This is a genomic window from Aeromonas sp. 82P (assembly GCF_051919365.1).
Taxonomy (GTDB): domain Bacteria; phylum Pseudomonadota; class Gammaproteobacteria; order Enterobacterales; family Aeromonadaceae; genus Aeromonas; species Aeromonas veronii.
This window is the reverse complement of sequence record NZ_JBQBEV010000001.1, coordinates 1,749,094-1,773,985: the sequence shown is the minus strand read 5'-3', so window position 1 is coordinate 1,773,985 and position 24,892 is coordinate 1,749,094. Positions and strand designations below refer to the sequence as shown.

General features: G+C 45.3%; 22 protein-coding genes and 1 pseudogene. All 23 read right to left on the bottom strand.

Annotation, left to right across the window (positions count from 1 at the left end; translation table 11 throughout):
- Positions 1-188: 188 nt before the first annotated feature.
- The 23 genes and pseudogenes from ACTG2S_RS08305 to ACTG2S_RS08195 all read right to left on the bottom strand — a co-directional run bounded on the left by ACTG2S_RS08305 (position 189) and on the right by ACTG2S_RS08195 (position 24,883).
- Positions 189-329, bottom strand: coding sequence for a hypothetical protein (locus ACTG2S_RS08305; RefSeq protein WP_439982321.1), 141 nt, complete (start codon positions 327-329; stop codon positions 189-191).
- Positions 330-388: 59 nt separating this feature from the next.
- Positions 389-1,606, bottom strand: coding sequence for a phosphomannomutase (locus tag ACTG2S_RS08300; RefSeq protein WP_439982320.1), 1,218 nt, complete (start codon positions 1,604-1,606; stop codon positions 389-391).
- Complete coding sequence (locus tag ACTG2S_RS08295; RefSeq protein ID WP_439982318.1) at positions 1,599-2,111, bottom strand: hypothetical protein; 513 nt, start codon at positions 2,109-2,111, stop codon at positions 1,599-1,601. The genes ACTG2S_RS08300 and ACTG2S_RS08295 overlap by 8 nt, the downstream gene beginning before the upstream one ends.
- Positions 2,111-2,353, bottom strand: a complete 243-nt coding sequence (locus tag ACTG2S_RS08290; protein ID WP_439982317.1) for a glycosyltransferase — start codon at positions 2,351-2,353, stop codon at positions 2,111-2,113. Before ACTG2S_RS08290 ends, ACTG2S_RS08295 begins: the two co-directional genes overlap by 1 nt.
- Positions 2,353-3,759 (bottom strand): mannose-1-phosphate guanylyltransferase/mannose-6-phosphate isomerase, encoded by a 1,407-nt coding sequence (locus ACTG2S_RS08285; RefSeq protein ID WP_136501517.1) that lies wholly within the window; start codon positions 3,757-3,759, stop codon positions 2,353-2,355. Before ACTG2S_RS08285 ends, ACTG2S_RS08290 begins: the two co-directional genes overlap by 1 nt.
- 4 nt (positions 3,760-3,763) lie before the next feature.
- Positions 3,764-4,252, bottom strand: a complete 489-nt coding sequence (locus ACTG2S_RS08280) for a GDP-mannose mannosyl hydrolase (RefSeq protein WP_265176574.1) — start codon at positions 4,250-4,252, stop codon at positions 3,764-3,766.
- Positions 4,245-5,222: a GDP-L-fucose synthase gene (gene fcl / locus ACTG2S_RS08275; protein WP_136501515.1), complete on the bottom strand. Its 978-nt coding sequence runs from the start codon at positions 5,220-5,222 to the stop codon at positions 4,245-4,247. The genes ACTG2S_RS08280 and fcl overlap by 8 nt, the downstream gene beginning before the upstream one ends.
- Before the next feature lie 3 nt (positions 5,223-5,225).
- Positions 5,226-6,338: a GDP-mannose 4,6-dehydratase gene (gene gmd, locus ACTG2S_RS08270; RefSeq protein ID WP_136501514.1), complete on the bottom strand. Its 1,113-nt coding sequence runs from the start codon at positions 6,336-6,338 to the stop codon at positions 5,226-5,228.
- A 41-nt stretch (positions 6,339-6,379) separates the two neighbouring features.
- On the bottom strand, positions 6,380-7,369 hold the full coding sequence (locus ACTG2S_RS08265) for a glycosyltransferase family 4 protein (protein ID WP_168797126.1): 990 nt from the start codon (positions 7,367-7,369) through the stop codon (positions 6,380-6,382).
- Positions 7,356-8,516: a hypothetical protein gene (locus ACTG2S_RS08260; RefSeq protein WP_439982313.1), complete on the bottom strand. Its 1,161-nt coding sequence runs from the start codon at positions 8,514-8,516 to the stop codon at positions 7,356-7,358. Before ACTG2S_RS08260 ends, ACTG2S_RS08265 begins: the two co-directional genes overlap by 14 nt.
- Positions 8,517-8,673: 157 nt before the next feature.
- Positions 8,674-9,486, bottom strand: a complete 813-nt coding sequence (locus ACTG2S_RS08255) for a hypothetical protein (protein WP_439982312.1) — start codon at positions 9,484-9,486, stop codon at positions 8,674-8,676.
- Between the two features lie 3 nt (positions 9,487-9,489).
- Positions 9,490-10,056: an acyltransferase gene (locus tag ACTG2S_RS08250; protein ID WP_439982311.1), complete on the bottom strand. Its 567-nt coding sequence runs from the start codon at positions 10,054-10,056 to the stop codon at positions 9,490-9,492.
- Complete coding sequence (locus tag ACTG2S_RS08245) at positions 10,056-11,306, bottom strand: glycosyltransferase (protein WP_439982310.1); 1,251 nt, start codon at positions 11,304-11,306, stop codon at positions 10,056-10,058. Before ACTG2S_RS08245 ends, ACTG2S_RS08250 begins: the two co-directional genes overlap by 1 nt.
- Before the next feature lie 305 nt (positions 11,307-11,611).
- Positions 11,612-12,901 (bottom strand): lipopolysaccharide biosynthesis protein, encoded by a 1,290-nt coding sequence (locus ACTG2S_RS08240; RefSeq protein ID WP_439982308.1) that lies wholly within the window; start codon positions 12,899-12,901, stop codon positions 11,612-11,614.
- Between the two features lie 37 nt (positions 12,902-12,938).
- The gene (gene rffA, locus ACTG2S_RS08235) at positions 12,939-14,072 is read right to left on the bottom strand and encodes a dTDP-4-amino-4,6-dideoxygalactose transaminase (RefSeq protein WP_439982307.1); all 1,134 of its coding nucleotides are present in this window, start codon (positions 14,070-14,072) and stop codon (positions 12,939-12,941) included.
- An 18-nt stretch (positions 14,073-14,090) separates the two neighbouring features.
- A complete protein-coding gene (locus tag ACTG2S_RS08230) occupies positions 14,091-14,978 on the bottom strand; it encodes a methionyl-tRNA formyltransferase (protein ID WP_439982306.1) in 888 nt (295 codons plus the stop codon).
- A gap of 27 nt (positions 14,979-15,005) precedes the next feature.
- Complete coding sequence (gene rfbC, locus ACTG2S_RS08225) at positions 15,006-15,548, bottom strand: dTDP-4-dehydrorhamnose 3,5-epimerase (RefSeq protein WP_136501435.1); 543 nt, start codon at positions 15,546-15,548, stop codon at positions 15,006-15,008.
- A 62-nt stretch (positions 15,549-15,610) separates the two neighbouring features.
- Positions 15,611-16,489 (bottom strand): glucose-1-phosphate thymidylyltransferase RfbA, encoded by an 879-nt coding sequence (rfbA, locus tag ACTG2S_RS08220; protein WP_136501434.1) that lies wholly within the window; start codon positions 16,487-16,489, stop codon positions 15,611-15,613.
- Between the two features lie 112 nt (positions 16,490-16,601).
- Entirely contained in the window at positions 16,602-17,489 is an 888-nt protein-coding gene (gene rfbD / locus ACTG2S_RS08215) for a dTDP-4-dehydrorhamnose reductase (protein WP_136501433.1), read from the bottom strand.
- Positions 17,489-18,595 carry a dTDP-glucose 4,6-dehydratase gene (rfbB, locus tag ACTG2S_RS08210; RefSeq protein ID WP_439982303.1) on the bottom strand — a complete coding sequence of 369 codons (1,107 nt, stop codon included), beginning with the start codon at positions 18,593-18,595 and terminating at the stop codon, positions 17,489-17,491. Before rfbB ends, rfbD begins: the two co-directional genes overlap by 1 nt.
- Before the next feature lie 105 nt (positions 18,596-18,700).
- Entirely contained in the window at positions 18,701-19,768 is a 1,068-nt protein-coding gene (gene wecA, locus ACTG2S_RS08205; protein ID WP_201936935.1) for a UDP-N-acetylglucosamine--undecaprenyl-phosphate N-acetylglucosaminephosphotransferase, read from the bottom strand.
- Positions 19,769-20,113: 345 nt separating this feature from the next.
- Positions 20,114-20,891 (bottom strand): annotated as a pseudogene (locus ACTG2S_RS08200) (IS5 family transposase).
- Between the two features lie 842 nt (positions 20,892-21,733).
- Positions 21,734-24,883, bottom strand: coding sequence for an efflux RND transporter permease subunit (locus tag ACTG2S_RS08195; protein ID WP_439982302.1), 3,150 nt, complete (start codon positions 24,881-24,883; stop codon positions 21,734-21,736).
- Between the last annotated feature and the right edge of the window lie 9 nt (positions 24,884-24,892).

Genomic DNA, 24,892 nt, shown 5'->3' with positions numbered 1-24,892 from the left:
GCGCACAGATTATGACAATCGATTAAACAGGAGACCTAGAAAATGCCTCAGCCTGACGTTTAGCTACCAAACAGATCGCGGGTATATACCTTGCCCATCACATCAGCGATGTTCACAAACCATGCGGTTTGCATGTACCAGCTACAGCAATTCTCATGGTTAATCCTTTTACACCTGAATAGGAAAATTTATAGATTAATTAGGTTAGTTAATGTAGATGAAACTAGCGTACTTGCTATTTCAAATCTATCCGCCTCAGCATAACAGCGCAGCTCAGGGGCATTACCTGATGGTCGCAGGTGAATAATAAAACCATTATTTAACGTCAACCTCAATCCATCTGTGGTATCTACCAAGCTAACAGTGAAATCAGTTAAACCCAGCTTGGTTAATAACGTCTGAGGATCCGCCCCCCCTCAGCCAAAATTGCCTGACTACGAGCAGTGGCAAAATTTTGAATTCGGTCAGAATGGGTATAACGAGCAGGTAAGGCATTCACCAAGGGTGAAATCGCCTCCTTGCCCGCAGCAGCTAACAACATCAAAAACGGCAGCACAGCATCACGGGTTGGCAAGGCCGCCAGTGGTTTACCTGCAAACTCGATATCACTACCTAACAGGAAGCCACCGTTGGCTTCAAAACCAGCTACGCGTTGATATTGTTTAGCTAGTTGCGCAAATTCAGCGATCACATAAGGTGAACCAATTTTGGTCAGTTGCACGCAGTCAAAACGGCCACAACGAACAATCACTGTGTTACTGCTGACTGGAATGGCTAACGCTTCAATATTCAGGGCACTGGCACATAGCAGACCCAAAATATCACCACGCAGCCACTCACCATGCTCATCTGCTACCAACGGACGGTCGCCATCACCATCAGTCGAGAAGATTGCATCAAGTTGGTATTGGGCAGACCACAACCGTGCCTTGGATTTATCTTCTTCCCCTACCGCTTCGGTATCGATCGGCACAAATTGATCACTGCGCTCGATGCGAATAACTTCTGCACCCAACGAAGCAAATAACGGCGCATAGAGTTCACGTCCAGCGCTGGAATGCTCATAAATACCAATTCGTTTACCTGCTAACATATCTGCAGCAAACAAAGATGCATAACGAGCACAATAACTTTCGGCTGCCCGCGGGCTGGCAATCAACTCAGGCAACACGGGTAAAGCATCAAACTCAACCTCAGCCGCCAAAATCGCCAGTTCATCAGCCTTGGTGATCTCACCATCTGGTCGATAGAATTTCAGCCCGTTACGATCAAATGGAATATGGCTCCCTGTCACCATGATGCATGGCATAGTATCTTGCATCGCCTGATAGGCTAATGCGGGGGTTGGAACCACCCCGTAATAAAGCGGCTCAACCCCTGCTTGCAACAAGGCTGCAGCGCACGCCTGAGCCATAGCATAACTGCTCGGGCGGTTATCGATTGCCAACGCCAGCTGCTTAGGAGCGAATTCCTGGCGTAACACGGCAACAAAAGCATGAGTAAAAGCCGCGCACACTTCGGGCGTGAAATCGACCACCAAGCCACGGGCACCACTGGTGCCAAAGGCAATACCACTTTGTGAAATAATAGATTGGGTATTAATCATTATTTTTAACCAAAAATTGCGGGATTTTAGACAGGTTTTTCCATGCAAGCGTCACCGGCCAAAATAGTCCATTGTTGCGCATAGCTTGAATATCCTCACGCATCTTACGCAAGATAGTGCTTAGCGAACGATTGCTGATGCCACCTACACGCATCTTTATTAACACCTGAGGCAAGTAACCAGCTCGGACATTTGCACGCCAGAGATATCGTAAAATTGAGTCATAATCAGCAGCAATTTTATAACTTAAATCAAAATCATCAAATTTTTGATAGCAACTGCGACGCATATAAAACGTCGGGTGAGCAGGCATCCAACCATATTTTAATTTTTTCTTGTTATAGTTGCCGCTTTGCCAAAGACGTACCACTTTACTGATATCGTTTTGCTGAACATATTCAAGATCGGCATAGACAGCATCATACTCACCGATGTTGAATACATTAACCAAATCAGCAATCGCTTCTGGATAAGCCAGCAGATCATCCGAATGCAAAAAACCCACTATATCACCGGTTGCAGCAGCAATACCTTTATTGAGCGCATCGTAATTCCACGATCGGGCTCAGAGATAATTTTGCTTACTCTGGTGCAGTTATGGTTAATCACCTCAAGGGTATTATCTTTGGAGGCGCCATCGACAATGATGTATTCAATATCTGGATATGTCTGGCTCTCTAATGACACGAGAGTATCATGAATGGTGGCAGCACTGTTATACGTTGCAGTAATAATACTGACCTTCATCAATAGCCAACTCCGGTAGATGGAATACGCACAATATCATCTTCCCCAAGATAAATACCGCTACGAACTTCAATCATCTCAAGCGGGATTTTTCCTGGGTTTTCAATGGCGTGCGCCACTCCAAGTGGAATATAGGTAGATTGGTTTTCGGATAACAAAAAGCTTTCTTCACCTCGCGTCACCCGTGCTGTGCCAGACACAATAATCCAGTGTTCAGCGCGGTGGTGGTGAATTTGCATCGCGGTTTTTTGGCCGGGTTTCACCATCAACTGTTTAACGTGATAACGCAACCCATCGGCAATCGCGTCGTGGCTACCCCAAGGGCGAAACACTTCGCGGTGTTGCAATTGTTCGGGGCGATTGGCCGCTTTTAATTGATTGACAATGCCTTTGATCTCTTGCACTCGGTCTTTATGCGCCACTAACACCGCATCTTTGGTTTCAATGACCACCACATCATCAATGCCGACCGTAGCTGTTAAGCGGTGCTGGGCATAGATAAAGCAGTTGCGAGTCTGCTCGGTTAACACATCACCGTGCAGCACATTGCCTTGCGCATCTTTGTCACTCACTTCCCACAGGGCAGACCAAGAACCGACATCACTCCAGTTGGCATCCAGCGGCATCACCACTGCATTGGCGGTTTTTTCCATCACCGCATAGTCGATGGAATCATCCGGGCAAGCGGCAAAAGAATCCGGATCAAGCCGGATAAAATCCAGATCATCTTGCGCTAAGGAGAGTGCTTGCTCACAGGCCGCCAACATGGCGGGGTTATGCTGTTTAAGCTCATGCAGATATACAGAAGCCTTAAACAAGAACATACCGCTGTTCCACAAGTAACGGCCATCGGCCAGATATTGCTGGGCGGTGGATAATTCTGGTTTCTCGACAAAAGCTGCTACCGTGCTGGCACCATAGCCCACTTCACTGCCCTGCTGGATATAGCCATAACCGGTTTCTGGCGCGGTAGGTACTATGCCAAAGGTGACTAACTTGCCCTGCTCGGCCAAGGGAATAGCCGCTTGCACCGCTTGGCAAAAGGCGGCGGGTTTGGCGATCACATGATCTGCGGCCAGCACCAGCAATAAGGGATCGTCACCTTGTGCGCTGGCATGCAGGGCGGCAATGGCCACTGCTGGTGCCGTGTTGCGGCCAAACGGCTCCAGCGCAATCCCGCTGTGTTGCAAATGCCCTTTGCGCAACTGCTCGGCAACGATGAAGCGATGCTCTTGATTGCAGATAATGAAGGCTGGCTGATGCGCCAACGGGTTTAAGCGCTGCAAGGTTTCTTGCAGCAGGGTCGCCTCACTGGTTAGGGATAAAAACTGCTTGGGAAACAGAGTGCGCGACAAAGGCCACAGGCGAGTGCCAGAGCCCCCAGCCATTACAACTGGCAATAACATGGCATTACGTCCTTTCTAAAAAATAATCTTTGGTGTGCTGATGCACACTCGGGTCTTGCAGCAACTCATTGACGCTACACCAACGATATTGGTCATGCTGGCTCAATGGCAATGCATCTTGTTCTCCTTGCCATACCATTTCATACCCCAACACCACGTAATGGGTTGAAAAATCTTCGCCCGAGAAGTTATCGGTATAAAAGTGCTCGTAAGGACCGAGAAAGCGGGCAATATCCCGACTAACCGCAATCCCTAACTCTTCCTCAGTTAAACGCCAAAAAGCATCATTTAACCGTTCATCTTTACGCACCCGACCACCAGGAACAAACCAGAAGCCTTGCGCCGGGCGGTTTAACCTTCGCCCAAGCAGTACTTGTCCAAGCTCATTGCGTACAATCAAATCAATCGAGATAAGTGGCATTGCCGCCACTATCTGTTGAAATTGTGTCTTATCTAACCAATGACTTGATTTATTTGTGACGTCGTTATTCACGGAAGGCATCTTGGTGCTCCAGGAACCACTGATAAGTCAGGGTCAGGCCTAATTCCAATGAATGGGTATAATGCCAACCTAGGTTAGCCAAGCGGCTTACATCCATTAGTTTTCGCGGAGTGCCATCAGGTTTAGTAGCATCGAATACTACCTCACCGGCAAACCCAACGACTCTGGCCATCGTCTCAGCCAACTCGCGGATCGTACAGTCGACACCGGTCCCCACATTGATATGAGACAGCATTGGTTGGGTATTAGCCTGATATACCTCGTTCGCCAACTCCATCACATGAATGCTGGCGGCCGCCATATCATCAACATGCAGAAACTCGCGCATAGGTGTGCCGCTACCCCACACTACCACCTCTTTGTCGCCACGTAACTTAGCCTCGTGGAAGCGGCGCATCAGGGCAGGGATGACATGGGAATTTTCCGGATGGAAATTGTCATTTTCGCCATACAGATTGGTAGGCATCACGCTGCGATAATCTCGACCATATTGGCGATTATACGATTCACACAACTTGATACCGGCGATCTTGGCGATGGCATATGGTTCGTTAGTCGCTTCCAACGTGCCGGTCAGAAGCGCACTTTCAGTCATCGGTTGGGCAGCCAGTTTGGGATAAATGCACGACGAGCCCAAAAAGAGCAGCTTTTGCACACCAGCCAGATGCGCAGCGTGGATAATGTTGCACTCCATCATAAGATTCTCGTAGATGAATTCGGCGGGATAACTGTTATTGGCATGAATACCACCCACCTTGGCTGCAGCCAGATACACCTGATCAATCTGTTCGCTTGCGAAAAACTCTGTCACCGCCTGTTGGGAGGTTAAATCAAGCTCGGTACGAGTACGCACGACCAGTTCAACTTCTCCTCGCTGGCTTAACTGACGGCAAATCGCCGACCCCACCATACCTCGGTGACCAGCAACAAAGACCTTTTTTTTGGCGTGTTGCGCTGTCATTGATCAGTTCTCCACCGACAGAGAAACGTCAAAGCCGTTGGCTTTGAGCAGTGCATGTTGCTTGGCCTTATTAAGGTCGCTGGCCACCATCTCGGCACACATCTCTTCAACAGTGATCTCCGGCACCCAACCCAGTTTGGCCTTGGCCTTGGCAGGATCACCCAACAGGGTTTCAACTTCTGCAGGACGGAAGTAACGCTCATCGACTCTGACGATCACATCACCTACGTTGACACCCGGTGCGTTGTCACCAGTGACCGCACTGACAGTCGCGACTTCATTGACGCCTTGACCACTAAAGGTCAGCTCGATACCAGCCTCTTTGGCCGACATACGCACAAATTCGCGAACGGAAATCTGTTTACCGGTCGCAATCACAAAATCTTCAGCCTGGGTTTGCTGCAGCATCATCCACTGCATACGCACGTAATCTTTGGCGTGACCCCAGTCGCGCAGCGCATCCATATTGCCCAGATACAAACACTGCTCCAGCCCTTGGGCGATATTAGCGATGGCGCGGGTGATCTTGCGGGTAACAAAGGTTTCACCACGACGTGGGGACTCGTGGTTGAACAGAATACCGTTGCAGGCATACATGCCATAAGACTCGCGGTAGTTAACCGTGATCCAGTAGGCATACATTTTGGCCACCGCATAGGGGGAACGGGGGTAGAACGGGGTGGTCTCGCGCTGCGGGATCTCTTGGACCAGCCCATATAACTCGGAGGTAGAAGCCTGATAGAAACGGGTTTTTTGCGCCAGGCCATTCACCCGAATCGCCTCAAGAATACGCAAGGTGCCGATGGCATCCACATCCGCAGCATACTCCGGTGATTCAAAAGAGACGGCCACATGCGACATGGCCGCGAGGTTATATACCTCGTCTGGTACAATCTCCTTGATCAGTCGGTTAAGGTTAGAACTGTCGGACAAGTCACCATAATGCAGGGTGATGTTATCACTTAACTGGCGCAGATTATCGATACGTGAGGTGTTATAAGAGGAGGCACGGCGGATTAAACCGTGTACCTGGTACCCCTTTTCAACCAACAGCTCGGCTAAATAAGAACCGTCTTGACCGGTAATGCCGGTGATAAATGCTACTTTATTGATCATTTTCATTCCCCGTTTAAATAATTAACTTTTGACAGCACTACTTATTTAGCAAGCAATTCTTTATACACTGCCAAAGTTTCTTCAAAACAACGCCCCCAAGAGAACTTGGCTGCCTGCTCCAGACCGGCAGTGATCAATTGTTTTCGCATTACTGGCAACTTTATCAAAGCGTCACTGAATGCAACAACCGTTGGTTCATTGACTAAAATTGCAGCATCACCTGCCACTTCAGGTATAGATGAAACATTAACCGCTATCACCGGGCAGCCAGCACGCATAGCCTCTATAACCGGAATACCAAACCCTTCATAGCTTGAGGGATACAACAACGCATAGGCTTGGTTATAAGTTTGGTTCAGCTCTTCATCACTTAAACGGCCAAGCCAGCAGTAACGGTTAGGCAAATAGCGCTCAAGATGCTTGATTTCATCTTCACTAAGTTTGCCACCACCAATAATTTGCAGCTGCAAACTTGGCACAACGGCTACTGACTCAACTGCTAATGTAAAATTCTTATAACCACTTCGAGCCCCCACAAACACTACAGCTTGTTGGCTTTCTTCATTTGATAAGGCATCTATAGGATGATAACTATCCGAAACACCGTTATAGATAACTCGAATTTTACTTGGGTCAACAGGGCAATACTGCTGCAAGTCTTTCGCAGTGTTATACGATACACAGATCACCAAATCGCTGTTACGAATAGCTTTATTTTTTTGCCATGAATGCACCCACTTCGCAGGTCCAGTTAAAAATTTTTCGTATGTGAAATCATGAACAGTAGTCACTACTTTCAACTTTTTCCGTTTATCTGGTAGCCTATAGTAGCTGGAATGAAAGACCCCATATTCCTCTTCATAACCTATCTGACAATATCGATATCTATCTAAGAATCGATTTTTCATTTCATGACCAACAATTTTATAATCTAAAGTACTTTTCTCTAGACCTGATATTAACTGATCAAAATAAACACTTATACCACCCTTTGACTGCAACCGATAGATTATATCATCAATTTGCACCATGCAACCCACCTTGCTTATATTTATAGTGTTGTTCAATGTGACACGCACGACCAAAAAACAACAAGAAGGAAACCGTTTTTATATACGTTTGACTATAATATGGCGGAGCTTTAACATAGACGAAAAAAATTAATAGAAATATTGAAAGCACAAGAACAAATTCTTTTGTTCTGCTATGAAACCCAGTTATATCATGGACTGCTTTCAGTAGTATTTTACTATTAAAGAAAATCAACAAAAAAGTCAATACAAGCCCAATTATACCAAAGAATACATAATTAATAACTAAACTTGAATCTGAAGGCTTATTTATATTATTTAAAAACGACAGGTCCGGTTGGTTAATATAATAGTTTTCACCTAGTAATATATTTTTTAAAACTGGAACATATAAATGATTTTGCACGAGGTCATTGGTTGACTCACTCTGAATACCTCTCCCAGAGATAAAATTCCCTATTACTTCAAAAGAAAATGAAATTAAATACTGAACTTGCTCGCCCCCAAATATAAATAGCAAAGCAATTATAGCTATAAGCGTGAACACAACGAGAAAACCATTTATATATTTAGCTGACAAGTACAACTGCAGGAAAAATATCATAACAAAAGCAAACAACCCTGTTCTACCTGAAATGCAGACCAGAACAAAAAGGCATATCATTCCTACAAACCATGTAATTTTATCTACCACTCTTACACTAAACAACATGGGATACAGCACCCAAGAAATTATCGCATATGATAAAGATGTGTCCCATATAGATAATCCCTGCCACCCAATGCCTCTGAAGGAGGTAATGGCAAAATCATACCAATGCCCCTCCAGTGCTGTAAAATTCTCTATATAATAACGTTTGAACTCATCTATGGATAATTGTAAACCACAAAGAATAATTGACAACAATAAAAAATAAGAAAACGCTCGCGCCAAGATAATAGGGTGGATTATATACGGCATACGAATAAAAAATGTAGTTAACAAAAATAGAAACAATAACAAATTAACTGACACTAGAAGAAACTGTTTCAAATTCCAAAAAAAAGCTTCCTCATCACCTATACTTAATAATAAGAAATATAAAGCTGATAATGCTGGAAAGCACAATAATGTTACACTATAACTTAATGCTTCTTTTGGCAGCACGCAATATATATTAGTTTTTCTACAAAAAAAAATAAATAGCAAAAAACAACAACCAATACAAATTAAAAAATAGTTTGTAGTAAATATAGCCGCATTGAACCTCACACCTCCAAAAAAAATGAAAATGAATATAAATACACAAAGCGTTGAGCTAGCGCTATTTATTACAGATATTCTTGACAAATGAAATGTCCCTCCTAAATATAGCAGTCTTTAATCTGTGGATGCTCTCGTAAAGAGAGAACAAAATTCTATGACATTTATTCCTTTTGAAAATCAGCCTCATCGCTCGCATGTGCTCATTATAAGAACGAAGATATGAGGTATTATCTCTATTACTCTTATGAAATGTCAGGTCATGCTTAATATAATTATCATTTATAATAAAGGCTGCATTAAATTTTCTTAAAAACATAAACAAATACGTATCAGTACCATAATTCTTTAGACCTACAGGAAAAGAAAAATCATCAATATAGCGACAAGGGATTGTAACTCCGCTGTTTACAGCAAAAATATATTTTAAATTGACACTTTCAATTTTTGATAATTCCCATCCAAACCATAGAAAATTATGAGCAGGACTTACTAATTTATCTGATACGAATACTTGCGGTAAAATCACAGAAAATGGAGAGTTATTCACATCTGCTAAAATTTTCTTACTAAAATATGGAGACAATAAACTATCCTGATCTAATAACACAACATGAGTAAATTTCTTCTTTATTGCTCTTCTAAAAACCTTCAAATAAACTTCAGATAGGGGATAATTGTCAACACAAGAGACATATAGAAAATCATTAAATCTGGACTTCAGATATCTTTTATTCTCCATTTTACAGGGTTCAGGTGAATTATCCCAGACAATTAAATTACTATCAGGTATTCCATCTAAATCTAAAGTCATCACTGTTGGACTTTGGCTACATTTCTGCTTGTAAATAACTATAAGAAACATTATTTTCATAATTTAATATCGCTTAATTTTCCTTGCTGGCACACCGGCGACTAATGTATACGGTGGTACAGATTTGGTCACAACAGCATTTGCTCCAATCACAGCTCCATCGCCAATACTCACCCCAGATAAAATCCTAACATTATCAGCAATCCAAACCTTTTTCCCTATTATAGTCATTCCTTTCACAACTAGCTTTCTATCTTTCGGGTCCAGGATTTTTTCCTCTTCAATTCCAAATCCATGATTATGATCGGTTATATGAACATTACTCCCAATCAAGGCTCCTTCCTTAATGACAACTTTATAACATGAGGCTATATGGACACTCTGGCTAATTGAAACATTTTCAGAAATAATGATCTCTCCAAGCCCAATAGATTCAAACCAAGCAAAATCACCAATCCTGACGTTAGATGATATATGCAACCCTTTTGAACCAATTAAAATTGGATAACGGCCTATAATGAGGTTGCTAGTATTAAACACTCTAGAATAATAATAATTCCTAACTCTATTAAATAAAAATTGTATTGCCTTTGTTATATACACTCCTAATCTTTCATTAGACCTACTCATTATTCGGAATCCAATATAGAAGTGAACAATTTTACTTGGACTTCAGATGTTGTCTTTTGCAGACCTATCGCTCTAGCTCTTTCTTTCATAAAATTAATATCACTCATAGATAGTGAAAGGAATTTCATTATGTTTTCACGTAATGACTTCACTGATTTATCTTTACAAATAAAACCAGAATAAGAATCAAGAATCAGATCTCTTGCAACACCGACATCAAATGCAATAACGGGAGTACCGGATAAAATAGATTCATTTATCATCATCGGCCCAGCATCCTCAATCGAAGGACAAATGAAAACATCCGCCAGATTGTAGATAAATGGATATAATGATTTGTCTTTGATAAAAGGAATGCAGATATGTTCTACTCCAGAAATTAACGCGCTGTCAATGTCATCACCAACAGACAAGAGTACAACATCATCCAATTCCGATTTTTTATTTGATAGTGTGTTTAACGCTTCTAATAATAATGATACTCCCTTACGTACATCTTTTAGTGTTTGAGCGCCAATCAAGATGACTTTCTTATCAAGAGGAATGTTAAGCCCTAAATTTTCATTTGCAATTTGCCTATTTCTAGGCGTGAAAATTTCAGGTTCTATCCCAATAAGGATTTTCTTGGAAGGATATTTTGCTTGTAGCGCTGATGCTGTAATCTTATCATCAATCCATGAGCTGCAAGATATGAACATACTATCCATTTGATTGTATATAACCTTACGCCGCTCCATTGTTTTTTTAGCTATGACTTGAGCTGGCTTGTATAATGCGGGGCAACTTTCACATGAAGAGTGATATCCTTGACATTCCCATGGATAATGGCACCCCCCGGTTAAGGCGGCTACGTCCATAAGATAAAAAAGGACTTTTGAACCTAATTTATTTTGTAATAGCCATATATCTCTATCTGATAAGAATCCAGCGACATAATATACTATTATTAAATCTGGTGATTCAGAAAGTCTATCGATAATCTTACCAACACTATTACTTGAATAATATAATAAATAAGTGTGTTCCTTCTTCATTCCTCTAACGACAAAGAGCCTCCTTAGTATTCTATCTAACCATTTCCTGAAGATGAAATATGAATCCTTTGTTGAATACACGAACTGATCAGGTGTTGTTTTTTCTAGAACAAACATCTTTGATTCATGTCCATATTTCAAAAAATTATTATGGGTTCTATATGCCCCATAATATGCGCCTTTACTATCACCACAAGATAAATGAATAACTTTCATATAAAACTCTTAATACGCCAATATAATATTGGCTACAGAATATCAACTACAGATCAATCAAACATTAAATACAAATAAACTCAATTTACATAAAGGAATTATCGGCCCATCTATAAATAGATTTACGAATACTATATCCTGCAACTAAAAGCAATGATGAATTAACTATTACTGGTAGCAACAAATCAATTACAGGATTATTAAAAACAATATTTTTATTGTAGATATAAAAGAATAGAGTATTCTCAATAGAGATAAACAATATTAACAAAAATAATTTAAAAGCAATATTTTTGATTGCTTTGCTAAATCTCCCCCCCCCCCCATACGACTCCAAAAAAGGATGTATGTATTGCAAGAAAAATAGCACAACCCGTAGCGCCCCAAACTTTAGCAATGAATATAGTTGAAGGTATAACAAAGATTGAATATAACAAATATGCATAAAAATGACTTTTTATATCATCAATCGCATATAGCACTAGAAATAAGAAATTAATTAGTGCTGCTACATATGATGATAACACTAACCATTTAGCATAGTTATTAACACTATGTCCTAAACTTGGATTATTCATCCACAATCCAATTAAGCCATCTCCGTATATGAAAAAATATGACACTATTTGCGTGCACAAAAGGATGAAGAGACAAATAAAGAGTATAATATGCCTCTTGAAGAGCAATATATTGTTTGTTTTAAATAGATAACTTAACCTAGGCATCAAATATTGTGATATGGGCATTGTTAGAACAATAACTAGAGATGAGAGCTGTGTTGCAATCTGATAATGCGCATAATCAGATAGTTCTGTATATGTTGACAATATCAATTTATCTAACTGTGTTGTAATGATCCAGACCAGTGAAAGGCAAGACAAATATCCAGATTGTTTTATCACAGAGAATAAATTAAATTTATCATAACAGCAATCAGTCCCTTCCCCCCCATCTTCTATATTGCATAGCGTTTCCTTGTTATATATATAATAACATAACATTAAAAAAATCACTATTATATCAAACAATGAAATCCAATATATAGAATCAAGGTAACACCCTATAGAGCTTTCAATATATCTAATACTTAAATAACTTCCACCATAAAACAATGTCGTATATATACAACCCCATACAGATATAACTACCTGTTTTTCTACACCATAAAAAAAACTGCATATATATAACTTTAAATAATTAACCCCCAACACAAATCCAATAATTTCAATTGCATTTTTCGTGGTTTCATAATCAATGCTTGTATTTAACCACTGAGATGATATTACATCTGAAAAATTATAGATAAATAAAAACAGAAGTATCGAAATGAATAAAAATACGCCTAGTGCCCGATTATACAATTTAATAACAGAGCAAAACTCTAATATATTATTTCGATGAATAGAGATCATTCTGATAAACGTGCCGCTAACGCCGGCATCGAGCAGAGCGAGGAAACTTAACAACATTGTCATAAAAGATATTAGACCATATTGTTCAGGCCCGAGAATTGCAATCGTTAATGGAATAAAAAGCAAGGGTAGTATCGTTCTGTATATCTGAGAACAATATAATATTAGCATTTTTTTCTTCATTTACTACCATCTAACAAATAGTACAAAAAATATAAAACTATTCTTTTTCAAAGAATTTGTAAATCAAATTTGTAATATAATCAACCTCCGAGATAGATAGTTCATAGTACATTGGCAACCTTAACAGTCTATTCGAAAAGTCGTCACTGTTTGGCAACCGTTCTTCTTTTTCATTTTTCATTGAAAAGAAAGGGCTTGAATGCAATGAAATATAATGGAACACACTATGAACATTATTTTCTCTAAGATAACTTATTAATTCACTTCGACATTCTAGTGACGGACATAATAGATAAAACATATGTGCGTTATTAGTCGCATAATCAATATGTCTAGGAATATTAATAGACCCAGCACTATTTAATTCTTTCAAATTATCATAGTACCGTTCCCACAATAACTTTCTCTTATTTTGAATGTCATCAATAACTTCAAGTTGAGCATATAGATATGCAGCAATAATATCGGAAGGAAGGAAGGAAGAGCCTATGTCAACCCATCCATATTTATCAATCTCCCCCCGAAAAAATGCAGTCCTATTGGTTCCCTTTTCACGAATAATCTCTGCCCGTTTGATATATTTTTCATCATTAATAACGAGCATTCCCCCTTCACCAGAAATGATATTCTTTGTCTCATGAAACGAAAATGCACCAAAAGTACCTATACTACCTAAAGGTCTATCACGATAAAATGAATCAATCGCCTGAGCGGCATCCTCAACAACCGGAATATTATACTTTTGGGATATAGCTATAATTTTATCCATATCACATGCCACACCAGCATAGTGAACAATAACTATAGCTTTTGTTTTTGATGTAATTAATCGCTCAATTTCATCAGGGTCAATATTTGGATTATTTTTATAACTATCTGCGAAATTAATTTTCGCACCTCTTAATACAAACGCATTCACGGTAGAAACAAAAGTAAAGGAAGGTGCGATGACTTCATCCCCCTCTTTTATATCTAATAAAATTGCAGCCATTTCTAATGCATCTGTACACGATGTAGTTAATAGTACTTTTTTAAAGTTATACCTTTTTTCAAAAAAACTATGGCATTTTTTCGTAAAAAGACCATCTCCAGATATTTTCCCTCCAGCAACAGCTTGAGATATATATACTAATTCGCGACCGTGAAGATAAGGTTTATTAAATGGAATCATATCAAAAATCCTTGTTTCTTATATAAATTTACTTCTAATTCCAATAGAGGGGTTGTCAATACTATCGACAGTTATATCATCTAATCTCAAAAGCCCCTTACCACAAACAACTATTAATTTATCGTCATGCTTAAATATTACCTTACCACAGCTTCGGTTTTCTATTAATACATCAGGTAATACCGTTGCACTACGAATACGAACCTCCAACCCATTTAAGTAGCTTAATGCACCTTTATATGGATAGCCTACACATCTAATAAAATGTGATATATCATCAGCATCATCAAACCAATTAATTCGGTAATCATCTTCATTACGCCATAAACTATATGTAGCAGCATTATGATTCTGCGGTTGTGAGGTGAGAGTATCTGAATAATAAGACATGCAAATCTTTTCGGCTAAGCGCCGATAGCAAAAACTGATTCTTTGAATAGCATCTTTTATTGTTATCGGGTATGAAATATTGATTATTTCCTGATAATATACGTCACCTTCATCATATCGTTCTGCAGCAGATATGGCCGAAACGCCTATAAATTCATCGCGCTTAATAAGCGCCGTCACTAAAGGATTGAACCCTCTATACTTAGGCAATATTGAATCATGAAATACAATCAATTTATTTTCAGGTATATTTCTAATCATTTTTTGCCATCCTGCCGCAATTGCTATACCAAAGCTGCGACAGCTACTGAATTTTTCACTATCATAGTGATAACAATGAACATTGCTTTGTTTACATGCATTCACAATATCTATTGAATAATCAAATTCAACGTTTACATCAGTACTAAAACAAACAAATACATCATTTGTTATATTTAAAACCCCCCTTAAAGTTTCCAATCCCTTTAAACCGGTTAAATACAACTTAATTGTTTTAGAGTTTTCACTGTACATTTATTTACCACAGCATTAGCATTGCTATTAATTTAATGATTCAAAGAATGAAACAGCGTTATTATCTTTTTCTGAAAGAATTGGTTTTTGTTCATCCCCCCATTTAATATTAAGATATGGGTCATTCCATCTAAATCCTCGTTCACAACTAGGATTATAATAATCAGTAGTTTTATATAAAACTTCAGTGTTTGTACTTAGTGTCAAAAAACCATGGGCAAACCCTTCCGGGATCCACAACTGTCGCTTGTTTTCACCTGACAAGTGAACCCCAACCCACTGGCCGAAGGTCGGTGAGCTTTTGCGGATATCTACCGCCACATCAAATACTTCACCTGCCACACAACGTACCAGCTTGCCCTGGGCATGGGGAGGCAGTTGATAGTGCAAACCACGCAACACCCCTTTCGAGGATTTGGAATGATTATCCTGCACAAAGTTAACCGGATATCCTACCGCCTCTTCAAATAACTTGTGGTTGAAACTCTCAAAGAAAAAACCACGCTCATCACCAAATACTTTTGGTTCAAAAACAAGCACGTCAGGAATCGCTGTCTTGATTACATTCATCTGTCTATCCACATTTGATTCATTTTTTATGGGAGGAGCATCTTCCCTCCCCCCATATCACATCAGGCTTTGGCAACCATTTTTAGCAAATATTGTCCATACGCATTTTTTGCCAACGGCGCAGCAAGTTCACGCACCTGCTCGGCAGTAATGAATTTCTGGCGATAGGCGATCTCTTCCGGACAAGCCACTTTCAACCCCTGACGGGTCTCAATGGTCTGAATAAAGTTGCTCGCTTCAATCAGGCTTTCATGGGTACCGGTATCCAGCCAGGCATAACCACGGCCCATCATGGCCACCGACAGATTACCTTGCTCCAGGTAGATACGGTTCACATCGGTAATTTCCAGCTCACCACGGGGCGACGGCTTCAGGCTCTTGGCGATCTCCACCACGCTGTTGTCGTAGAAATAGAGGCCGGTCACCGCATAGTTGCTCTTGGGCTCCAGTGGCTTCTCTTCCAGAGAAATTGCGGTACCCTCTTTATCAAATTCCACCACCCCATAACGCTCCGGGTCGTGCACGTGGTAGGCAAAGACGGTTGCGCCACTCTCTTTGGCTGCAGCTGCCGCCAACTGCTTCTGCAGGTCGTGACCGTAGAAGATGTTGTCCCCCAGCACCAGCGCACAGGGGTCTGACCCGATAAACTCTTCACCCAGAATAAAGGCTTGTGCCAACCCGTCCGGACTTGGCTGCACCTTGTACTGCAAATTCAGGCCCCACTGGCTACCGTCACCCAGTAGTTGCTCAAAGCGGGGAGTATCTTGCGGCGTGCTGATGATCAAAATATCGCGAATCCCCGCCAGCATCAGGGTGCTGAGCGGGTAGTAGATCATCGGCTTGTCATAGATGGGCAGCAGCTGCTTGCTCACCGCCATGGTGACCGGATAGAGACGGGTGCCCGAGCCACCGGCCAGAATAATGCCTTTACGTTTGGTCATGATGCTTGTTTCTTATTTTTAAATTGCAAAAGAAAAAGGTGGCTTGCGGCCACACCTTCCTGTTTTATCCCTGCCAGCCAGGGAGGCAGTCACTACATCCCAGGCCAGTAATTTACTTACCGAGGATCTCGGTCAACATCCGCTCCACACCGACTGTCCAGTCTGGCAGCACCAGATCGAAGGTGCGCTGGAATTTGCCGGTATCCAGGCGGGAGTTATGGGGACGTTTGGCCGGGGTCGGGAAGGCGCAGGTCGGCACTGCATTCATTTGTGTCACCGCCAGTTCAACCCCGGCCTCTCTGGCTTTGGCAAACACCAGCTGGGCGTAGTCAAACCAGGTGGTGGTACCAGAGGCAATCAGATGGTAGAGCCCTGCGACCTCGGGTTTGCGCTGCGCCACGCGGATCGCATGGGCAGTGCAATCGGCCAGCAACTCGGCACCGGTCGGGGCGCCGAACTGGTCATTGATGACTGACATCTCGCTACGCTCTTTGCCAAAGCGCAACATGGTCTTGGCAAAGTTGGCGCCGCGGGCGGCATAGACCCAGCTGGTGCGGAAGATCAGGTGACGAGCGCAGAGAGCAGCGCCTTGTTCACCCGCCAGCTTGGTTTCGCCGTAGACGTTAAGCGGTGCAGTCGCATCGGTTTCCACCCAAGGGCGCTCACCGCTGCCATCGAACACATAGTCGGTGGAGTAATGTACCAGCCAGGCACCCAATGCTTCCGCTTCTTTGGCGATAGCAGCCACGCTGGTTGCGTTGAGCAGCTCGGCAAATTCCCGCTCGCTCTCCGCCTTGTCGACTGCGGTGTGGGCTGCGGCGTTGACAATCACGTCCGGCTTGACCAGACGTACCGTTTCAGCCACTCCTGCCGGATTGCTGAAATCGCCACAATAATCGGTGGAGTCAAAATCAACGGCAGTGATGCGCCCCAGCGGCGCCAGTGCGCGTTGCAGCTCCCAGCCTACCTGGCCGTTTTTGCCAAACAGCAAAATATGCATCAGGTACGCTCCCCATCGTTTTGTTCAATAGAGGAATAGTGCTGTTCAATCCAGGATTGGTAGGCACCGCTCTTGACGTTATTCACCCACTGCTGGTTATCCAGATACCACTGCACGGTTTTGCGAATACCGGATTCAAAGGTCTCTTGCGGTTGCCAATCCAGCTCTGCGCTCATCTTGGTCGCATCGATGGCATAGCGGCGATCGTGGCCAGGGCGATCCGCTACATAGGTGATTTGCTCACGATAAGAGCCCGCTTTTGGCACCATCTCGTCCAGCAGATCGCAGATGGTGTGTACCACCTCCAGATTCTGCTTCTCGTTGTGACCGCCGATGTTGTAGGTCTCACCGACCACGCCTGTGGTCGCCACCTTGTAGAGCGCGCGCGCGTGGTCTTCCACATAGAGCCAGTCACGGATCTGGTCGCCTTTGCCATAGACAGGTAACGGCTTGCCATCCAGCGCGTTAAGAATGACCAGCGGGATCAGCTTCTCGGGGAAGTGGTACGGGCCGTAGTTGTTGGAGCAGTTGGTGACTATGGTGGGCAGACCGTAGGTGCGGCGCCAGGCGCGCACCAGATGGTCGCTGGAAGCCTTGGAGGCAGAATAGGGGCTGCTGGGGGCGTAGGGGGTGGTCTCGGTAAAGAGCGGCAATGGTTCACCGACAGCTACTTCATCCGGATGGGGCAGATCACCATACACCTCGTCGGTGGAGATATGGTGGAAGCGGAAGGCCGCCTTGCGTACCTCCTCCAGACCATTCCAGTAGGCGCGAGCCGCTTCCAGCAACATATAGGTGCCGACGATATTGGTCTCGATAAAGTCAGCCGGTCCTGTGATGGAGCGGTCAACATGGCTCTCGGCGGCCAGATGCATCACGGCATCCGGCTGGTGCAGGGCAAACACCCGATCCAGCTCGGCACGGTTGCAGATATCCACTTGCTCAAACACATAACGCTCGCTTGACGATACATCGGCCAGGGATTCCAGATTGCCGGCATAGGTGAGTTTATCAAGGTTGATAACTGAATCTTGGGTATCACGGATAATATGACGCACCACGGCAGAGCCGATAAAGCCTGCGCCACCGGTAACAAGTATTTTCATTCTCTTTATTAGGCCATGTTGAAGTTAAATACAAATCTCTGAGAGATAAAACGAACAAGAAATTATATATTCCTTAGCCCAGGTTTGACGGAGCCTAGGCACGAGTCAATTGCTATTGTTACTTACTTGATTTTTACTGCTCTTTACCCAACGACCAACTCGCCATGCATAGTTAAGAGATAGTGTATAACCTGTAAACAACCCCAAGTAGATAACCATCATTAACCATTCAGGTAATTTTGCCATTTCAGCCAAAATGCCCATGAAAACTATGCCAAGGTTGGTAACAACCATTAGCAACAATGCTTCACGATGAGTAAAGCCAGCATGTAACAAGATATGATGGAGGTGATTACGGTCAGCCTTGAGTGGGGATTGACCTTTCCGAATACGCCGGATCATAATCCCGACCATGTCGATCAATGGCAATCCCATCAGCCAAAGGGCCATCACTGGTCTGAATGCTGGACGTTGTTCAGTGACTTGTGAACCATAGATCACCAAAAAGCCGATTATAAAGCCCAAAAACATTGAGCCTGCGTCACCCATAAAAATTTTGCGCTTAAATGGGGGAATGGTGAGATTGATCGCCAAGTAGGGTACCAGTGCAATCGCGATCACTAAACAGAAATTGGCCATATCGGGCATGGTATTACTAAACAAAGTAGCCAACCCTACCAAACTTATCCCGGCCATTGAGCCAGCGAGACCATCAATTCCATCCATCATGTTAAAGGCGTTGACCGCTGCACAAACCGCCAGTACTGCGACAAAAACCTCACCCCAAGGCAGACGAATATCACCCACTCCCACTATGTCACCAAAATGGTGCAGACCCACACCGGTGGATAGACACAACACAACAATAAGCAATGCCTGCAAACCCAAACGTAGCCTTGGTGAAATATCTAGTGCATCATCTACCGCACCAATTAGGACAATAGCTCCAGCACAAAGCAGCAACATAACCAGCGTGAGTGAAAGAGGCATGGTGATAAAGACACTTAGGTAAACACCTATACTCACTGCAAGTCCCCCAATCAACGGGATAGCCCCCACGTGCTGTTTACGCTGATTAGGCAAATCGACAAGTTGCAATTTACCTGCGATTGGACGTAAAAACATGATCGCCATTGCAGTGCCTAGAAAGGCAATAAGACCAGACATCTCCATGATTTGATTCCTGTTTTATCCCTTATCATTTGTACAAAAGCTATATCCTAGCTAGCTTGAGCGCATATTAAGCCACTATTGACAAGTCCAATCATCCATGCATTGAATCTCTATTTACCATAAAATGACTAATCTCATCATCAAGAACTAGCCTTTTACTGAGCTATTTAAACGGCAGGATCTCCTAATACAAGAACAAAAGTACACAGGGATTGTTACAAAGGGCACCCAACCACATAAATTTTTTTAAAAAAGTAACCTTCAACCCTAGGCTTAGATTGTATGAACTGTGGCGTTGTTGCCCAAATCAGCAGGCAGTCATTACTTCCCCTGCCCAGGGGACCGCTACACTCGGAGCTTTCTGACAGGTAGACCAAGGATATTCAACTTGTTTATGGCACTTACATACGCCATGACATCTCCCACTTGGCCGTTGTAGTTACGTAGACTGGCTTTCTCCCCGCTAACAACTGTTTGAACCGATACATCGCAGTCTCTGCAAGTGAGCGACGGTGATACCCCGATATCTTCTTCCTGTACGCCAGTCCTTCCTTGCGCATCACCAGCACCGCGTCATTTCTTGCGTGTCCTTTTTTCCATAATCCAGCGTTTTTGCGAGGCGGGATACTGGCTGTTGCCCCTTTGCATGCTATCAACTGATGATGGGCTCTGCTGTCATAGGCGCCAGACTCGCCGCTTCTAGGCGGCGTGCTTTCTGATCTGCCACTCGCCTTCCCCAAAGGCCTTGAGGCCAGTAGAGTCGATAACCAGGTCGGTAATGCCTCCCTTTGGGGGCTGTCGATAAGCTACCGTCACTGAGCGTGCTCGCTTGCTGACACAGCTATAGTCCAGCGCACACAGCGGTACGTTCATCAACTCGAACAGGGAGTCGAGTAGTCCCTGTGTTGCTCGCAAAGTGAGGTTGAAAATCCACTTGAGCCTCAGGAAGGTACAGATGACCTGGTCGATGTAGAGCTGGCTGCGGCCCCGTCGCTCGTGATGGTCTTGGTGAAACCAGTTGCTCATGGCCTCGGCATCAACCCAGAAGGTGAGTAAACCACGATTAATCAAAGACTTGTTATATTGAGGCCAGTTGGTGATGGGGGTGAAGCGACGCGCCCATGATGCAGACTTGGAGAGGATGGTGATGATCCGATCACCGAGCCCTCAGCTAGCTCCACTCAAGCTACATTGATTTGGGTAATAACGCCTAATTGAAGAAGAATACAAAGTTCTATCTAGTATTCCAACCGGTATACAACAGCAATAGGGTTAATCACATAGAGCGGCTGTGGTACCAAATTACATGACGCCATGTATCCTTTCCTTTGGAAATTCATGGCAACACGAACTTATAGCGCTATTAGGAACCGTTATTTAGTGAAATAACCAATAGGCTACTGACCTTTATATAAATCATCGGTGGCCAGATTATGGAAAGACAGCTATACATGGCAGCACCAATATGTGTTCCCAGTAAAGAGGGCCAATATATTCCCTGGTAGTCACAGTAGAGCCACAACAACCTGATTATTTTTTAATCAAAAAAATCAAAGAGCCATGGCTACCGCACTGGGTTACAGCCCCCAGTTTGCTGCTTTTCACCACATTTCTCACGCTGTTGGTCATCATGTCCTCCAGCATTATTGTGTTTATGGCGGTGTAGATAAGGTAAACAGTCGCTAATTGAAACTGTTGCCACACCGAGTCAGCCCGATTTGATACTGAATTCTATCCCGTTTTCCACAAAGATGAACAGCTAAAAATGTGTTTGTTCGGGGTTAACTTGAGGCCGAGCATCGCACATTGCTTGCCTCGTCACATAGGCTTCAAGTTGTTACTTAGTTTTGTCTGTTGCTCTTTTGAACAAAAAAACAGGGCAACCCATGGGGTTGCCCTGTTTGATTGTCAGCCAGGCCAAAGCTGACATTGGACTCTGTTCAGATTAGCTAAACCTGCATGCCATCAGTCACCTTTTGACTCAACTGCTGCAGCAATGCGCGCCTCTTTGCTCTGGTGGCTGGTGAAGTAACGCATCACCAGCACAAAGAAGAGCGGCACGAAGAAGATGGCCAGCACGGTGGCGCTGATCATGCCCCCCATCACGCCGGTACCGATGGCGTTACGACTGCTGGCACCGGCGCCGGAGCTGATCACCAGCGGCAACACCCCGAGGATAAAGGCGAGCGAGGTCATCAGGATCGGACGCAGACGCAGGCGTGCAGCCTCCACCACCGCCTCACCCAAGCCCATCCCTTTGTCATAGAGCTCTTTGGCAAATTCCACGATCAAGATCGCGTTCTTCGCCGACAGGCCTATGGTGGTGAGCAGGCCCACCTGGAAGTAGACGTCGTTCTCTAGCCCGCGAAGGGTGGCAGCCACAATGGCCCCCAGAACCCCGAGCGGTACTACCAGCATCACCGAGAACGGAATGCTCCAGCTCTCGTAGAGGGCCGCCAGACAGAGGAACACCACCAGCAAGGAGATGGCGTAGAGCGCGGGTGCCTGTGAACCGGCCTGACGCTCCTGGAAGGAGAGCCCGGTCCACTCGATACCCACCCCTTCCGGCAGCTGTTTCACCATCTGCTCAATCGCAGCCATCGCATCACCGGTACTCTTGCCGGGCGCCGCCTCACCGACGATCTCCATCGCCGGCACGCCGTTGTAACGCTCCAGACGCGGCGAGCCGAAGCTCCACTCGGTGCTGGCAAAGGCGGAGAAGGGCACCATCTGACCGGCACTGTTGCGCACATACCAGAGTTTCATATCTTCCGGGTTCATCCGGAAGGGGGCATCCGCCTGCATATAGACCTTCTTGATCCGGCCACGGTCAACGAAGTCATTGACGTAGGACGAGCCCCAGGCGGTGGCCAGGGTGTTGTTGATATCCGCGATGGATAGCCCCTGCGCCAGCGCCTTCTCGTAATCGATCTTGATATCGAGCTGCGGCGTATCTTCCATCCCGTTCGGACGCACTCGCACCAAGGTGGGATCCTGCGCCGCCATGCCGAGCAGCTGGTTACGCGCCGCCATCAGCTTGTCGTGACCGATACCGCCGCGATCCTGCAGGAAGAAGTCAAAACCGGTCGCCGTACCCAACTCCGGGATCGGAGGCAGGTTAAAGGCGAACACTTGCGCCTCCTTGATGCTGAACAGATAGCCCATGGCACGACCGATAATGGCATTGGCGCTGCGATCCGGGCTCTTGCGCTCGCTCCAGTCCTTGAGCTTGATAAAGGCCATCCCCGCGTTCTGGCCACTACCGGCGAAACTGAAGCCGGATACGGTCAGTACAGAATCGACATTATCCTTCTCGTTTTTCAGGAAGTAGTCGCGCATGTCCGCCAGCACCACCTCGGTGCGCTGCTTGGTGGCCCCCACCGGCAGTTGCACCATGGACATGATGACCCCCTGATCCTCTTCCGGCAGGAAGGAGGTGGGCATCCGCATAAAGAGCACGGCCAACACCGCCAGCATGGCGCCGTAGATCAGGCTGTAGCGCACGCCCTGCTTGATCACCTTGCGCACACCGCTCTGATAGCGGTTGGTACCGGCATCAAAGGCGCGGTTGAACCAGCCAAAGAAGCCGCGCTTGGCACCAAACTCGCCATGTTTCATCGGCTTGAGCAGGGTGGCACAGAGCGCCGGAGTCAGGATCAACGCCACCAGCACCGACAGCACCATGGCTGAGACGATGGTCAATGAGAACTGGCGATAGATGGCACCGGTCGAGCCGCCGAAGAAGGCCATCGGCACGAACACGGCGGAGAGCACCAACGCGATCCCCACCAACGCGCCAGTGATCTGGGTCATCGACTTGCGGGTCGCTTCCAGCGGGGAGAGATCCTCCTCGCTCATCAGCCGCTCCACGTTCTCCACTACCACGATGGCGTCATCCACCAGCAGGCCGATGGCCAGCACCATACCGAACATGGTGAGGGTATTGATGGAGAAGCCGAACGCCGCCATCACCCCGAAGGTACCGAGCAGCACCACAGGCACCGCAATGGTCGGGATCAGGGTGGCGCGGAAATTCTGCAGGAACAGATACATGACGCAGAACACCAGGAAGATCGCCTCGATCAGGGTCTGCACCACCTCCTCGATGGAGATCTTCACAAACGGCGTAGTGTCGTAGGGGTAGACGATCTCCATGTTGGCCGGGAAGTAATCCGACAGCTCATTGAGCTTGGCACGCACCTTCTCGGCGGTATCCAGCGCATTGGCGCCGGTCGCCAGCTTGATGGCGACCGCGGCGGTGGACTGGCCGTTGTAGAGCGCATCGGCGTCATAGCTTTCGCCCGCCAGCTCGACCCGGGCCACATCTTTCAGCCGTACCTTGGAGCCATCCTGATTCACCCGCAGCAGGATGTCGTTGAACTGCTCCACGGTAGAGAGACGGGTCTGCCCCATGATGGTGGCGGTGAACTGCTGATCTTCCACCGACGGTGTGCCGCCCAGCTTGCCGAAGGCCACCTGGGCGTTCTGCGCCTTGATGGCTGCCTGCACATCACCAGGAGTCATCTGCACCCGGTTGAGTTTATTGGGATCGAGCCACACCCGCATGGAATACTGGCTACCGAACAAGGTGATATCCCCTACCCCGTCCAGACGGCTCAGGGGCTCCTTGATGTTGGAGACCACATAGTCCGCCAGGTCGTCGTTGTTCATGCTGCCATCGCTGGAGATGAAGGCAGCGACCATCAGGAAGCTGCTGGAGGTCTTCTGTACCCGGATCCCCTGCTGCTGAACTTCTTGCGGCAGCAGCGACATCGCTTGCTGCAGCTTGTTCTGCACCTGTACCTGGGCGATATCGGGATCGGTCCCCGGCTGGAAGGTGAGGGTCACCGACACCCGCCCCGCGGAGTCAGACTGGGAGGACATGTAGAGCAGGTGATCCAGCCCGGTCATGTTCTGTTCGATGATCTGGGTCACCGAGTCTTCCACCGTTTTGGCGGATGCGCCCGGATAGCTGGCGGAAATACCGACAGCGGGCGGCGCAATGCTCGGATACTGGGCGACCGGCAATTTGATGATGGCCAGGCTGCCCGCTAGCATGATCACCAGCGCGATCACCCAGGCAAAAATGGGTCTGTCTATAAAAAATCGAGCCATGAAGCGACT

What these genes read in the sequence shown, in the direction of transcription:
- ACTG2S_RS08300 (WP_439982320.1), bottom strand. Translation starts at nt 1,606, where the DNA reads ATGATTAATACCCAATCTATTATTTCACAAAGTGGTATTGCCTTTGGC.
- ACTG2S_RS08290 (WP_439982317.1), bottom strand. Translation starts at nt 2,353, where the DNA reads ATGAAGGTCAGTATTATTACTGCAACGTATAACAGTGCTGCCACCATT.
- ACTG2S_RS08285 (WP_136501517.1), bottom strand. Translation starts at nt 3,759, where the DNA reads ATGTTATTGCCAGTTGTAATGGCTGGGGGCTCTGGCACTCGCCTGTGG.
- fcl (WP_136501515.1), bottom strand. Translation starts at nt 5,222, where the DNA reads ATGACAGCGCAACACGCCAAAAAAAAGGTCTTTGTTGCTGGTCACCGA.
- gmd (WP_136501514.1), bottom strand. Translation starts at nt 6,338, where the DNA reads ATGATCAATAAAGTAGCATTTATCACCGGCATTACCGGTCAAGACGGT.
- ACTG2S_RS08265 (WP_168797126.1), bottom strand. Translation starts at nt 7,369, where the DNA reads ATGGTGCAAATTGATGATATAATCTATCGGTTGCAGTCAAAGGGTGGT.
- ACTG2S_RS08255 (WP_439982312.1), bottom strand. Translation starts at nt 9,486, where the DNA reads ATGAAAATAATGTTTCTTATAGTTATTTACAAGCAGAAATGTAGCCAA.
- ACTG2S_RS08250 (WP_439982311.1), bottom strand. Translation starts at nt 10,056, where the DNA reads ATGAGTAGGTCTAATGAAAGATTAGGAGTGTATATAACAAAGGCAATA.
- ACTG2S_RS08245 (WP_439982310.1), bottom strand. Translation starts at nt 11,306, where the DNA reads ATGAAAGTTATTCATTTATCTTGTGGTGATAGTAAAGGCGCATATTAT.
- ACTG2S_RS08240 (WP_439982308.1), bottom strand. Translation starts at nt 12,901, where the DNA reads ATGAAGAAAAAAATGCTAATATTATATTGTTCTCAGATATACAGAACG.
- rffA (WP_439982307.1), bottom strand. Translation starts at nt 14,072, where the DNA reads ATGATTCCATTTAATAAACCTTATCTTCACGGTCGCGAATTAGTATAT.
- ACTG2S_RS08230 (WP_439982306.1), bottom strand. Translation starts at nt 14,978, where the DNA reads ATGTACAGTGAAAACTCTAAAACAATTAAGTTGTATTTAACCGGTTTA.
- rfbC (WP_136501435.1), bottom strand. Translation starts at nt 15,548, where the DNA reads ATGAATGTAATCAAGACAGCGATTCCTGACGTGCTTGTTTTTGAACCA.
- rfbA (WP_136501434.1), bottom strand. Translation starts at nt 16,489, where the DNA reads ATGACCAAACGTAAAGGCATTATTCTGGCCGGTGGCTCGGGCACCCGT.
- rfbD (WP_136501433.1), bottom strand. Translation starts at nt 17,489, where the DNA reads ATGCATATTTTGCTGTTTGGCAAAAACGGCCAGGTAGGCTGGGAGCTG.
- rfbB (WP_439982303.1), bottom strand. Translation starts at nt 18,595, where the DNA reads ATGAAAATACTTGTTACCGGTGGCGCAGGCTTTATCGGCTCTGCCGTG.
- wecA (WP_201936935.1), bottom strand. Translation starts at nt 19,768, where the DNA reads ATGGAGATGTCTGGTCTTATTGCCTTTCTAGGCACTGCAATGGCGATC.
- ACTG2S_RS08195 (WP_439982302.1), bottom strand. Translation starts at nt 24,883, where the DNA reads ATGGCTCGATTTTTTATAGACAGACCCATTTTTGCCTGGGTGATCGCG.